Source organism: Fulvivirga kasyanovii, assembly GCF_009711405.1.
GTDB lineage: Bacteria > Bacteroidota > Bacteroidia > Cytophagales > Cyclobacteriaceae > Fulvivirga > Fulvivirga kasyanovii.
On sequence record NZ_SMLW01000614.1, the window covers coordinates 1 to 14,610 of the forward strand.

At 40.9% G+C, this 14,610-nt stretch carries 9 protein-coding genes, 1 tRNA gene and 1 CRISPR repeat array; of the genes, 4 read left to right on the plus strand and 6 right to left on the minus strand.

Translation table 11 applies throughout. From position 1 onward, the window contains the following. A partial coding sequence (locus tag E1163_RS19515) for a carbohydrate binding family 9 domain-containing protein (RefSeq protein ID WP_221418044.1) occupies positions 1-2,225 on the plus strand: 2,225 nt, incomplete at its 5' end. 77 nt (positions 2,226-2,302) lie between these two features. Here E1163_RS19515 and E1163_RS30650 read toward each other — a convergent pair. From E1163_RS30650 to E1163_RS19535, 4 genes are all read right to left on the minus strand, one after another. Next, positions 2,303-3,457, minus strand: coding sequence for a M57 family metalloprotease (locus E1163_RS30650; protein ID WP_185156146.1), 1,155 nt, complete (start codon positions 3,455-3,457; stop codon positions 2,303-2,305). A 696-nt stretch (positions 3,458-4,153) separates the two neighbouring features. Beyond that, the gene (locus tag E1163_RS19525; protein WP_155174143.1) at positions 4,154-4,549 is read right to left on the minus strand and encodes a DoxX family protein; all 396 of its coding nucleotides are present in this window, start codon (positions 4,547-4,549) and stop codon (positions 4,154-4,156) included. 163 nt (positions 4,550-4,712) lie between these two features. Beyond that, complete coding sequence (locus E1163_RS31035) at positions 4,713-5,387, minus strand: collagen-like triple helix repeat-containing protein (RefSeq protein ID WP_221418045.1); 675 nt, start codon at positions 5,385-5,387, stop codon at positions 4,713-4,715. Between the two features lie 342 nt (positions 5,388-5,729). Continuing rightward, on the minus strand, positions 5,730-7,655 hold the full coding sequence (locus E1163_RS19535) for a leucine-rich repeat domain-containing protein (protein WP_155174144.1): 1,926 nt from the start codon (positions 7,653-7,655) through the stop codon (positions 5,730-5,732). Between the two features lie 274 nt (positions 7,656-7,929). Between E1163_RS19535 and E1163_RS19540 the strand changes: the two genes are divergently transcribed. Beyond that, positions 7,930-8,003: transfer RNA gene (locus tag E1163_RS19540), tRNA-Asp, on the plus strand. A gap of 97 nt (positions 8,004-8,100) precedes the next feature. Then, positions 8,101-8,461: a CRISPR direct-repeat array (repeat unit 30 nt; unit sequence ATTTCAATTCCTCCAAGGTACGATTAGCAG). Positions 8,462-8,741: 280 nt separating this feature from the next. Here E1163_RS19540 and E1163_RS19545 read toward each other — a convergent pair. Together E1163_RS19545 and E1163_RS19550 are read right to left on the minus strand one after the other, a co-directional pair. Then, on the minus strand, positions 8,742-9,116 hold the full coding sequence (locus tag E1163_RS19545; RefSeq protein WP_155174145.1) for a response regulator: 375 nt from the start codon (positions 9,114-9,116) through the stop codon (positions 8,742-8,744). 4 nt (positions 9,117-9,120) lie between these two features. After that, a complete protein-coding gene (locus E1163_RS19550) occupies positions 9,121-12,129 on the minus strand; it encodes a PAS domain S-box protein (RefSeq protein ID WP_155174146.1) in 3,009 nt (1,002 codons plus the stop codon). Positions 12,130-13,039: 910 nt separating this feature from the next. Between E1163_RS19550 and E1163_RS19555 the strand changes: the two genes are divergently transcribed. Beyond that, complete coding sequence (locus E1163_RS19555; RefSeq protein WP_155174147.1) at positions 13,040-13,435, plus strand: response regulator; 396 nt, start codon at positions 13,040-13,042, stop codon at positions 13,433-13,435. A gap of 4 nt (positions 13,436-13,439) precedes the next feature. Further along, positions 13,440-14,588 (plus strand): sugar transferase, encoded by a 1,149-nt coding sequence (locus E1163_RS19560; RefSeq protein WP_155174148.1) that lies wholly within the window; start codon positions 13,440-13,442, stop codon positions 14,586-14,588. Positions 14,589-14,610: the final 22 nt, after the last annotated feature.

The window sequence follows — 14,610 nt, forward strand, 5'->3', positions numbered from 1 at the left end:
ATTATCACATTAAACCTCAGCCCATTACGATGAAACACCTTTTACTCCTTTCAATTTTATTCTTTTCATTTACCATTTCAGGTCAGGAGCTTTATGAAATTCGGAAAATTAACTCCCCCGTAGTACTCGACGGTATAGTTGATGAGCCTGCCTGGAACTCCATCACACCATTTCCCATGACCATGTACACTCCTGTATATGAAGGTGAAATGACCGAAAAAACAGAAATACGGATGACCTACGATGACGAATACCTCTATTTCTCCGGCATCTTTTTAGATTCTGATCCTGAAGGTATCCAGGGCAATTCACTAATCAGGGACGGTGACCCGGGCGGTGATTTTTTTAATGTAATGCTCGATACTTACAATGACAATGAGAACTTCAACACCTTCAGTACCATGCCTTCCGGCAACCGGCTGGATGCTGAAATATTGAATGACGCAGAAGGAGACCCTTCAAAAATATTTAATGCCAGTTGGAATACCTTCTGGAGTGTAGTCACCTCCCAGGATGACAAAGGCTGGTATGCCGAAATGCGTATTCCTTTTTCCAGCCTGCGCTTTGACGATAAAAATGAAGATATAATTTTTGGCCTGATCGTACACCGGCTGATAGGCAGAAAAAACGAACGTCAGACTTACCCGGCCATTCCTCCGAATTGGAACATGGCTCCCTGGAAACCTTCAAGGGCACAAAAAATATTGCTTAAAGGCATCAACAGGAAAAATCCTGTCTATTTCACTCCCTATGTATTGGGCCGGATGCGTGAAAATAATGTCCACGACAGTACAGAGAATAGAATAGTTAACCATGCTGACACAGATGCTGAGGTCGGCCTGGATATCAAATATGCCATAAGTTCAAATCTCACACTTGACCTGACACTAAACACCGATTTTGCCCAGGTAGAAGCTGATAACGTACAGGTCAATCTCAGCCGTTTCTCGCTGTTCTTTCCTGAAAAAAGGCAGTTTTTCCAGGAAAGGTCAGGGGTATTTAATTTTGCCACAAGCACTATCTCTCAAAACCGGATATTCCACAGCCGCAGGATCGGGCTGGATGACAAGGGCAACCTGCTGAGGGTCTACGGCGGCGGGCGATTGGTGGGCAGGTTCAAAAATTTTGACGTGGCTGTACTTTCCATGCAAACGGAAGGAAGCTCCCCTGCCATCAACTCAGAGAATTTCGGGGTGATCAGGCTCCGTAAAAGGGTGTTTAATCCTTATTCGTTCGCTGGTACCATGTTTACTTCCCGGCTGGACTCAGAAGGCAATTATAATGTGGTAGCCGGAGCAGATGCTTTTCTCCGGGTATCAGGCCCTTACTATCTGACTTTAAAAGGCGGCCATGTATTTTCCGATAACCTCAGCAACTCTGATAACTCCCTTGCCTATCTCCGGTGGGAAAGAAGGGCTGTCTCAGGACTAGGCTATTTTGTGGAAGCTGAGCATGTAGGTAAAAATTTTGAACCCGGAGTAGGCTTTATCCTTCGAAAGGATAATCTGGCGCTAAATCAAAATGTGATCTATGGGATCTTTATCGATGGGCAATGGCTAAGGAAATTTGAGCCTTTTGTTAACAATTCCATATACCTGAGAAATGATGACTATTCTTTAGAGACTATATCTACAGAGCCTGGCTTACTCACTTCATTTGTAAGTGGTGCTGATCTTTCCCTTTCGGTTTTAAGGGTTTATGATGAAGTAATCAATGATTTCAGTTTATCGGATGAGAGCTATGTACCTGCCGGTAATTACACCTATTCTTCACTCAAAACCAGCTATAATATGAACGCCGGGCGAAAGTTGAAAGTGAATCTAAGTTCAGAGATCGGGCAGTTTTATGACGGGGACAAAACCTCCTTTTCAATATCGCCTGCCTGGAACCAGTCCAAACATTTTGGAATAACCCTGAACTACACTTTCAACCGCATTGAATTTACCGAAAGGGACCAACTGCTGAGGGCTGACATTGCCAGCGCTACAATATTAGCTGCGCTGGATACCCAGTGGTCATTAAGGTCATTGGTGCAATACTCTCAGGTTAACAATAAAGTGGCTATCAATACCGGCCTGCGGTATAACAAAAAGGAAGGCAATGATCTTTATCTGGTTTACAACCAGGTTTCTAATACTGCTGACCGGGATGTTGAGGGCACGGCATTACCAGGGACGGAAAGCTGGAGCCTGACTTTAAAGTATACTTATACTTTTATAAAATAAGTGGTTGCAAAATGAGAGTACCCACGGATAAAAATTCCATGGGTACTTTCTATCTTATAAATTAAACCTGTAAATAACTAATGACAGCATGTTTGTGTAGACCACAGGGCAGAACTATTACGGTAAATCACCACATTGCCATCATTTTGAGCTACCAGCCATGCCCCGGCATTGCCGTGCGTATTGGATGACCACCGGGCACGGTTCTGGTTATCATACAGCACCAGGTTACCATCGGTTTGCATAATACACCGGGTTACAGGCAGCCCATGGGTGTTACTCGACCAAAGTGGAGCATTAAACTTGTACAAAACGAGATTGCCATCACCCTGCATTACAAAAGTAAATCGGTTATCAGTGGACTTTATGGATTGACCACTGGTAAGCTGTTCACCGGGAAGCAACTTGTCAGGACCAGGAGGCGGCACTGTAGGTGATGAATACAAGACTTCCATGCCCTTTTTATCATAGAAAGATAGTCCGCCCCAGTTGTTTCCACAGGTGCTTCCATTCATTACAGAAGCTCCGTCAGAAGTAGGTGTACCAGGAATATGAATGGCAGTAGATTCGCCCTGAGACTGCCAGTTGGTATGGCGAAAACCGATACAATGGCCTATCTCATGTGCTACCAAAAGCCTCAACTGGCTGGCACTGGTAAGTCCATAGTTGATCAAAGTGGTTTCGGAGATGTCCACATTGTTAAAAGGCCTTCCATTAGAAAACGGGAACCCTGCCCTGCCACATACATTGGAACCGATGGCGTTATTCCTCTTAACCACAATATCGGCTGATGATTGGGAGTATACCCTTGAAAACTGAATCTCGGTACCTACCGCGTTAAAAGCAGAAATGGCGGTATTGACAGCATCATTAAGATTCAATGTACTAAAGGATGCCTGATCGAGATATATCCTGATATTTCTGTAAGCAGGTGCCACCACATAGGTAGAGCGTGCCTGCTCTTCCCTACCATTGTGCACATCGCCATCAAAATGTGGCTCTTCCTTATAAAAAACGATGTCGCCTTCAGCTACATAGTGATCGTCATACGCCACTATATCTTCAATGGCTATGCCAGCATCGATAATGCGCTGGACCACGGGGTCACTGGGATCTACAACTCCTGTTTTGTCAGCCTCAGGCCGGGCTTCGAATTCGTCGTTACAGCCTGTCATTCCTACTGCAATAAAAAGCAGCAGGCACAGGCCTAATGCGCTAAATTTTAGTTTCATTGTGTTTTTGGTTTAGTTGGGTTATGATTCTGTAGGAGGTGAAGTTAGCCAATATTGCTACTGAAAAACATGTTATTTTAAAGCTGACCCTTGCTCAGGTATGTTAATCAGTCAATCTGTTTTTGAGCTTAGATTGTCCTCCCTTAGTGTTGTGTTTTCAAAGCTCCGAAATACGGATCAAGCGAAAGTAAAACAAGTAATGTGAAACTTGCCACTGAAAATCAGTAAACCGTGCTTATTGTTATATTATACGAGTTTGTCGATTGCTTTTGCCGATTGCTATTAACAACTGTCTGTCAGCAAAGAGGTAAAAATTTAGGGGCTCCCCAGAAATTCCGCTTGATCCCGAAATACTATTTTGATATGGTTAAGGCCAGTTCTATTTGCCTTGGAAACAACAGGTTGGAAATCCGCTATAAGCATTGTACGGCCATACCAATTTCTGGTACCGACTACCGGGACAGAGATGTCCTTTTAAAAAATCATCAAGATTGCGGGATGGGGCTTGTTGTAATATTTCAGAGTAAAAATGTTCAGCAGAAGTGGTTTTTCCGTGTCAGCTAGCAGAAGGTACGTGGAGATACTATTACATGCCTTTTCAGAAAAGCCAGAGGCTGCAGCAACGCGTTCATTAGCCGCTACGGACTATTGCAGGAGCAGGCATAGCCGCAGCCTCATGGTTCTATTCCATAGTTTTCAGGCAAGGGCACTTCTTACAGGCACTTCTTTTCTAGCTTCCAATCGGTGATAGTAGACATAGGAAACCATCAGGATACCTAAAATAATTAATGGAAATACGGTTTGGAACCCGAAGCCATCAATAACCCAATGACTGACACATGCCGCTATAAAATCAAATACAAAACCGGCATATGCCCACTCCTTTAACCTTTTGGGTACAGATGGAATGACCAATGCCAATACGCCGAGAACTTTAAAAACAGTAAGCATCACTCCAAAGTATTCGGGATATCCCAGGTGGGCAATTCCTTCTTTGGCCAGCTCAGTTTGTGAAGTAAGGGCGGGCATTACACCTTCAAACAGAAATATAAAGCCCGTTGCGATCCAGAAAATAATTTTAACCTTTTTCATAGTTGTGGTTTTTATGTTTTGTTGACAATGTAAAGATGGGTTGCAAACCCGTAACTCATGAGGGGTAAAAACGGCGTTTTTATGGGGTGGATGCGGCAGGGCTTACGGGATCATAAAAAAAGGCTGACAATTGCCAGCCTTTTTATCGCATCTGATATCATTCTTATTCTCCCATTCTGGTAATCAGATTGGCACGTACCTTAAGGTTGGCAGTACCTGTTATCGTAAGGTCATTATCATTATTTACACTGCCACCAGGTATTTTAAGCACATAATCAAAGGATAATGTACCCTCAGTTTTATTGAGTGCATAGTTACTGATTTGAAGCACATCGGCCGCTCCGGCTGTTTCACAGCAAAAATCAACATCTACATAAAGGGTCTGCGAATCTTCAACAGGCTCATAGTTCTCTAATGACATCTCACCGACATAAGTAACTGTCTCGGTAGCTTCGTTATAGTTAAATTCAAGGAAAAAACTTTGGTCAGAAGTAATTACATCATACCGACCAAAACCGATATTCACCACATCACTTCCCTCATTAATTTTGTATCTGTCGTATTTGTCTCCGGAAACCGCGAATTCAAAGCTATGGTCAATGGCGGTAGTTCCGTCACTTCGGGTTCCCGAAAGCGTGCCTGTAACAGGTGTTGAAGTAAAAAACTCATTAACATCGGCTGACTCACCTTGCTCTCCCTGCTCACCCTGAGGCCCCTGTTCCCCCTGAACACCTTGCTCACCTTGCGGCCCTTGTGGCCCCGGATCTCCATCTTCACCTGAACATGAAAAAATTATCGCTCCAAAAGCGATAGCGTAAATTAATTTGGTTGATTTCATAGTTGGAATAATTAAAGTTGTTTTAGAGCCACAAGATATCAACCATTAGTGTTTAAACAATAATATTTTTATTTATTTCTTGTTACTTATAGATGATAGGTTTACATCTTTTTAAAACCTGCAAAGCGTATTAAAAAAATTTTCTCTGACTCTTTGCTGGTTTGAGGTGAATGTGGCAAGTTGAAACCAACAAGATTAGCTGCCTTAAAAGCTTTTTTTAGGCTTTCAAGGCAGCTTTAAAGTCACGATCAATCATCTTCAATGGAATTCATGGCTTGAATCACCTATAAGTAGATTTAAACCAGGTTCATCAATTTCCATAGCCATTTGATATCGCTAATTTTATTGACAGGCTACACCATCATCTACTAATAGATCCGTGCCATAGTTTGTTTTTAGGTTGCAAACTGCCTGTGGCACTGAAGTAAGGTTATTATTGGTTAGCCAAAGTCTTTCAAGGTTGGTTAGATTACCAATTTCAGTTGGGATACTTGAAAGGCTATTATAACGTACCGAAAGTGTTTTTAAACTACTTAGTTGCCCAATTTCCTTCGGGACCTGAGTCAGGATATTGCCATCCAGCTTCAAATAAGTCAGCGTAGAAATATTATTGATCTGACTTGAAATCGTGGTAATGCTATTATACTCAAAGGTTACCGCCTTTATCGCGCTTAGACCAAAGATCCCATTGGGCAGAGCAGTGAAATTATTCCGGTCTGCATACAGGTTTGTTAAACTATAGAGATCTGCAATTTCCGCAGGCAGTGTACTTAGTTGGTTATTCTGTATATGCAGCATCTTCAGGCTACGCAATTGACCGATTTCTGCCGGAAGACTTGCTATTTTGTTATAGGCTAAGTTCAAATCCCATAGGTTTCCTAACTGTCCTATCTCCGCCGGTAATGATGTCAGGTTATTTGAGCTGACTACCAGTTGCCCAAGTTGATCCAGCAAGCCTAATTCCGACGGCAGGCTGTTGATATTGTTATGGTGCAGTTGGATTGTTTTCAACTTGGTAAGAGAGCCTATTTCAGAGGGTATACCTGTGACTTTATTGCTTTCAAGGTTCAAATATGTCAGCTCCTCAAGCAAACCTATTTCCGACGGTATCGTTCTAATATTATTGCCTTTTAACTGCAGCCTTTCCAGCTTAGTTAATATCCCTATTTCCGGTGGCAATACGTCTAATCCCATTTTCAGAAGATCCAGTTCGGTAACATGACCATCTACCACTGTCACTCCTGTCCAGGTGCTGATATCGGCATTTTGAATATCCCAGCCCAGGGTATTATTTGGATTGCTGTTATATAAGGCAATGAGGGCATCCCTTTCGCTGACTACAACATTTACCAACACGGTATAACTCGCAGTACTATTATCCTGCGCAGTTACAGTGTAAACCACTCTATTAGTGAAATCCCGCGCACCGGTAGGGTTTATACTGGCCATCTCGGAAATTTCTATACTGGGAGTAAGTGAAGTCACATCGGTGCCACCAGGCACAGACACAAAAATGTTCTTATCTTCCTCATGTATACTACCTGCTATGTCCTTGTCAAACCCAGCATTATCACTGGCGAGAAATTTAAAATCAGTAATTCGTTTGTCGTTGTCAGGGGCAGCTTCTGTTATTGACACTTCATAGGTCACTGTAGAATTATCTTTGGCGGTAACCGTATAGCTAACGGGATCAGTAAAGTCCTGAACTCCTGTTGGGTTCACAGTGGCTCCAACCGTAGCTTTAATAGCTGGAGAAAGGCCTGTGACATCGGTACCAAAATCTACTGTAGCGGTAATAGTCTTTGCAGCCTCATCAATAGTGGCTACTACATCTTTATTTAAGGCCTCGTTGTCATTTGCCAGAAATATAAATTCTGTTATTTGCTTTTCATCACTGGCTGTCAGGTTCACCGTTACTGAATATGTAGCCACACTTCCATCTTCAGCGGTTACGGTATATTCAACAGGGTTAGTGAAATTCCTGGCTCCCTCGTTGTTGACCGAGGCTTTTTCTGAAACTTCAATGGTAGGTAGCAACGAAGTAATTTGAGTACCATAGGGAACTGTTGCCGTCACTGTCTTATTTTGTTCATCAATTATACCATCAATATCTTCTTCCAGTGCATCATTAAGTTCTGATTCAAACACAAAGGAAGTAATTTGCCTGGCCTCACTTTTCTTCGGGCCATTTTCATCATCATCGCTCCCACAAGAGGTAATAAAAACGAAACTTGCCAGGAGTAATACCAAAACGGAATACTTTTTCATACGAAAGATTGATTTAGTGATTGTAATTTGCCACAAAGCTGTCCTTTTAGCTTTCCAATGGAATCACCATTTCTAACCGTTTTGGGAAATCACCATTTATAGTGAAAACAGATTTCCGCAGCCCCACAGTATCAGATTTTGTTGTGTAACGGATGTGCTATTACTATTGTAAAAGGAGCTAAAAAAATATTCTCTCTACTTTGCCAAAAGTATTGCATAATAAAATTTGGAATTATACATTTGCAGCCCCTTAAACGATAGGGAAAATCAAAATGGTCTGGTAGTTCAGCTGGTTAGAATGCCTGCCTGTCACGCAGGAGGTCGCGGGTTCGAGTCCCGTCCAGACCGCAAGACGCAAGTCAAACAACCCTCAAAACCGCTTAAAAGTAAATTTAAGCGGTTTTTTTTATGCCTATTTTAATCGTCAATTCATAACCCTCCAAGGGTTTGAAACCCTCCAAGGTACGATTAGCAGATTAAAAACATAGAGGTGTTATGAGATTTGAAACCGATTTCAATTCCTCCAAGGTACGATTAGCAGTGTATTAATTTTACCTGATCTGCGGTTATTGTATCAATTTCAATTCCTCCAAGGTACGATTAGCAGTAAGTAACCAACAATTATTTGCAATTTTCAAATTCATTTCAATTCCTCCAAGGTACGATTAGCAGATTTAGCTTTCATGACTTCTCCGGGGTTATAAGTGTGATTTCAATTCCTCCAAGGTACGATTAGCAGGTGTGTATGTTGATGAAAACGACGGATCATATAGCCCATTTCAATTCCTCCAAGGTACGATTAGCAGCCGTTAAGATATACAACAAAAATCAACTCAATTTCTAACTAAAGCAACATTTTATGAGACTTATTCCACCCTTTACATCGTCAACCACAGATCATATAATTTACACCGGGGTTAGACGACTTCTTAAATCACTCATTTACAGATAATTGCACAACGTATTGAGATTTGTGACATCAATAATACATTCACAATACATGACCGACGACTAACATGGTGACAGATGTATATATTTTAACTATAACCCTCCAAGGGTTACAAACCCTTGGAGGGTTATATAGTCTTATAGTTTTTCAATCCACTCCATAGTCAATGGTTTCGAAATAAAACCGCTTACTGAAGGGCAAGTGGTGGCCCTATCCTGATCTTCGGGTGCAATCGATGAGGTAAGTATATACAACCGGCAATCACTGTCTAAAGCAAAACTCGTCTTTTGATATGCCTCTAAAAATTCCCAACCGTCCATTTCTGGCATATTGATATCCAGCATAATGATTTCAGGAATAAATTCTGATGAAGCGGTAATTGTATTTAGAAACTCCAAAGCTTTTTTTGGACTGGTATAGGCTACCACCTTATACCCACTAACTTTAAATAATTCATTATTGATCATATTGGCAATGGGATCATCATCTACCAGCAAAACTTTTCTACCCATTTAGTTATTTTCCTTTAATGTTAACAGGAAGGCAGACCTTAAAGACCGAACCTACCTCAACCTTACTTGTCACTTCCACACGCCCTCCAAGAGCCTCCGCCATGGTTCTTACCATATTAAGCCCCACTCCCCTGCCTGGTGCGGCATCATCGCTATGGAAGCGCTTGTACAGTCCAAATATTTTATCACCATATTTTTGCAAGTCAATGCCAAGACCATTGTCCTCAATAGAAAGGCAAACAAATGCTCCTTCCATACTCGTTTGGATATGTAACACAGGTTTTCGATCAGGGTGCCTGTAGGTTATTGCATTAGACAACAGATATAACATTATATTTCGAATGTAGGTTTTGAGAGAATCCACACGCTCGACTTTAAAATCATCTGAGATTGAGGCACCAGAAGCTTTAATTTCCGATGTCAGCCGGCTTATCACCCAGCCCAATTCTTCCTTAAATGTGACTGTTTCTCTTCTCTCATTTTCCGCATCTCGTACTGAAATTATTGCATTTATATCCCTTACCACCTGGTCAAGCCGCAATGCTTCGTTAGCCATTGCCTTAACACAGGCCCTATCCGTATCACTGCTTTCTTTAATAATCTCAGCAAGCCCTAAAATGTTAGCCAGGGGAGCCCTTAAATTGTGGGAAACAATGTAGGAAAATTGCTGAAGGTTTCTGTTTTTTTCCCTGAGGTCATTAATGAGATTCAAAATTTCCTGTTCTGCCATTTTCTTTTCAGATATATCTCTAAGAAATACCGTAAGCCCATCATTCGATGGATAAGCCTTGGCGGAAAACCACAACTGCAAAGACGGATAATAACCTTCAGTTTCCATTACCTTGTTGGTAGCCATAGCCTGTCCGAACATGGTGTAAAAAGGACTTTCCTCCAACTCCGGGTGTACTTCCAAAAAAGGTCTGCCCATAGTTTTATTTCTGCCTCGGGGATGGATCTGCAGGGAAGCATCATTTAAGAATGTGTACTCCCACTGTTTATTGAGGGAAAATACGGCATCGTTTATCCGGTTTAAGGTTGTTTCTTTTTCCCTGTATTCTGCCAGCGCCTTGTGCTCCGCCTCCAGCCTTTGTGTAATATCTATACCCATCCCTATGAGGTACTCCTGCCCTTCTATGCGCACACTGCATCCTGTAAAATAGTAAGGGATTTTCTTCTTTGATTTGGTATAAAAATATGATTCCACTTCATCTTTGCCCTTTACAAACACCGATTCGATTTTCTCACGTAATAACTCCTTATCCTGCTCATCAAAAAAGTCAAGAGGGTGCATTTGGCTTACTTCTTCTGAGGTGTAACCCGATATGAGCTCAAAATTATCATTCCACCGGATAAACCTGCCATGCCTGTCGTATAAGTAGAAAATTCCCGGCAAACTATTAATTATAGAATCGGATAAATATTTTTCATGGCTGATAGCCTGCTGCGTTTTAACCCGCTCTGTTACGTCGTAATAATTATAAACAATAGCCCCGATGTTTGGGTCCTTTAACAAGTTTATATAGTAGCCTTCAACCCAAATGTACCTGCCACTTTTGTGCCTGAACCTATGTTCTGCATGTAACATTTTCCCAGGTGATTTTACAACATTCTGAAAAACCTTGCGGGCATGATCACGGTCATCAGGGTGTACCAGCTCCCTTCCATCCAACTCTAGTATTTCAGATAAGGTGTACCCGCTAATTCTGGCGGTTGACGGACTTTGATACCTCACGTTACCCTGGCTATCCATCAATACAATGGCGTTGGCACTATTTTCAATAAGGGTTCTGAAATACTTTTCACTGTTAGCCAGGCGTTGTTCCGCCTGTTTCTGCTCTGTTATATCACGAATGAATAAAGAAACACCGTCCTTTGAGGGATAAAAATGACTCTCAAGCCATCTGCCTTGCTCAGCAAAGAAATGTTCGAGGCATTGATATTCCTGTCTGGACAGGGCCTTTTCGAAGGTATCTCGCCAGGCACCTGCAGATAATTCCGGAAACTGGCTCCATATATGCTGCCCAACAACATCATCAGACCCCAGGTCAAAAATTTCCCTGGTCCTCTGATTAATATAGATGCAAATCAGGCTCTTATTGAAGGAGACAAGGGCATCACTGACACGATCCAGGGTCGTTTTTGAATTTTCCTGCGTAGCCAAAAGCTTTAAGGTGGTCTCTTCTACAAGCTTCTTTAGCTTTTCCGGTTTCTCTACCCATTGGTACACAAAAGCACTCAGCAATAACGAAAACATAACACCCACAACAGAAAAGCCCATGACACCATAGTAAATCATTGGGTCTGGAGAACTGCTAACGTAAAGTTTCCAGGAACCGTCCGGCACATCAAGGGAAACTGATGCATCTTCTCTAAGGTTAATTTCGTCCTTTAGAAAGTACTCCTGTAACCCGGTAGCAGGATTAATCTTGGCTAGCTGGTATTTAAAATTGCCGTTTAGATTTTGAATACCAAAAGCATCAAGGAGTGTGGGCAGCCTGATAATAACTACAGAAAACCCAAAAAATTCACCCTCAATAAATATCGGTAACCGCCCGATAACCGCCTCACCTCCCTGTTTAAGATTGAGTGGACCTGCAAAGTAAAGCTCCCTTTTTTCAATAGCCTTAAGGGCCTCATTATTTACTGATGAATCTTTGAGGATATCGAAGCCCACTGCAGCTTCATTTCCTTCCCTGGGATATACATGAGTAATCACCCCGTTGCGGGTAAGCTGCAGAGCATCTATATACTTATGTGACTTCAGAATATCCTCGGCTATACTGTCAAAATCTTCCGGCACTCCATACTTCTCAACTATAAACCCCAGAATGCGGGTTGCTGACATGCTGTACTTAAGCATTACTTTTACCCGGTCGCTCAATGTGTGAAGCTCATGCTGCACCTTCTTTGCTTCATGCTCCCTGACAATATGATACTGCTGATATGCAAGAAACTGTGTGAGAAATAGAGTCAGCAGAAAAACACAAAGGCCAATTATAAAAGATCTTTTCATTGATTAGCGGTAATATAATGAGCTTTTCCTACTGATTTACCCCGAATCGAGGATGTGTATGGAAGATATTAAAATTATAGCGAGAATCCAATGACTGAAAAACTGAATGGTTCATGAATTTAATCCCACATGTCAAACTCCTCAATTATCACTAATCCGGTTAATAGGGGTGAATTTCCCCTTTACTCTATTAACACGAATTTATAAATTGCTGCATATTAAACAATTACAAATAAAACCAACATAAAGGGTTACCTTTACCACGGCTTACAGAATTACTATCATAACCTCTCCCTTAACTGTTTAATTAAATTATAGAATGATAATTTGCAAAACAGGCCACGATTTTACGAGAATGTTCCCTTTCTCTAATGTTAATGATTTAGTAAAAAATACGTCAACTTACAACGGTGGTTTACTGTTAACTTTGTGTTATAAAATTTTGAAACATTACAAGGACACGAACCTTATAAACAAGAGCTTGTTACTTACTTTAATTACAATGACGAGTACCTTGAAATACAGGAACAAAAAACATTAATACATTTTACGTGTTATGACTTACATCATTGAATATCGAAAAAATTAATTGTAAATAACCCATGTATGGCAAAGGGCTAAAAATTAGGAAAGCAAAAAGTGAAAAAAGCATGCTATTCGTGCATATGTAAGTTATTTTGACAGATATAACTACACGATTATCAGTCAAATAAGAATTGTTTAAAAATAAATTTGAATTGTAAAATAAAATTAAACTACTTTTGTCTTTCGAAAAGTCTTAATTTTTAGTATAATTGATGTTCTGGGTTTTAAAAATAGATGGTTGGCTTAATAATTTAAATGGTTGATCCTGAACGATGGGCAATCGCGTATATGGCTGGCATCTTTGTGTAAGTTTAAGCAAATTGCAATGAAGAAAAAGATATTGGTAATTGACGACGATGAGGCAATGAGATGGCTCATCAAGAAGATGCTTGAAAAAGAATATATTGTTGATGTATTCAGTAATGTAGCAAATGCATTGAAACACATGAATCAATTTGGCCACCCGGACGTTATTGTAACTGACATCCATTTACCGGTAATTGATGGGAAGGACTTTCTGACAAATCTTAAAACCAACGGACTTTATTCTGGGATACCGGTAGTAGTTATATCATCTTTCAGAGATGAGAAAACTAAAAGCTATTGCTTGGAAGCCGGTGCTGACGACTACATAGTAAAACCTTTTAATCCCGAAAAACTTATTGAAAGGCTCGACAACCTTATAACCAATAAACGAAAGGAGAACTCTCTAATCAACTAATGATATGAAAGAAAGTTATGTTTTGGATTTTCAATCTCTCAAGCATGATAGCTCATTAATGGGAGAGACATCTAAAGTTGAGCATAAAAAGAAGGGAAACGTATTTTTCATTGGGGAGTACGGTGATTTATGCCTGGATTTGAAGCTTGAAAGTTATGACGTACATAATGTAGAAGATATCAGTGAAGGTGTTAAAATTTTACTTCATAATGCGGATTCCTCGGCAGAAGAACTGCCTGATGTAATAATCATCAGCAAGAAGATAACTGCAGAATCCGTAGAAACTATTAAGTCTTTAAAGAAAAGTAAGACATTAATAGAGATCCCGGTTATTATAATAGCTGAAAAATTTGACGAAGAAGAGCGTGACCTGGCGATTAAAGTTGGGGCTGAGGATTATTACACCGATAATATTAGTGCAAAATACCTTTCTCTTCGCATCGAGTTTCTTACCAGGTTAAAAACCCTGTCTAACTCACATGAACAGGAAGTGGGCATTAAACCAAAGCCTTCCCTTCATAACGGCAATTCTTTTAAAATGTGGTCTCTTAAGCGTGCATTTGATATTGCCGTGTCAGCAACGCTGCTATTGATGATCAGTCCTGTATTGCTGATTATTGCCATTGCTATTAAGCTGGACTCCAAAGGGCCAGTATTTTATATTTCAAAAAGGGCAGGCAAAGGCTACCAGATCTTCAATTTCTACAAGTTCAGATCCATGAGGCAGGACGCTGACCAGATCGTGAATGACCTAAAACACCTGAACCAATATAATAACGGAGATGACGCCCTGTTTTTCAAGGTTAAAAATGATCCGAGAATAACAAAACTGGGTGCATTTTTAAGAAAAACGAGCCTTGACGAATTGCCACAGCTCTTTAATGTGCTGAAAGGCGATATGTCCCTTGTCGGCAACAGGCCTCTGCCATTGTATGAAGCCGAAAAGCTTACACAAGACCAGTGGGCACTTAGATTTCTTGCCCCTGCCGGCATTACAGGTTTATGGCAAATCACCAAAAGAGGAAAAGAGGAAATGTCTGAAGCAGAGAGAGTTGCATTGGACATGGAGTATGCGCAGAAAAACTCTTTTTGGTATGACCTGAAAATCATGTTAAAAACGCCAACTGCACTTCTGCAATCAGAAGACGTATAATCGTTTTTTAAAAACTAAAACC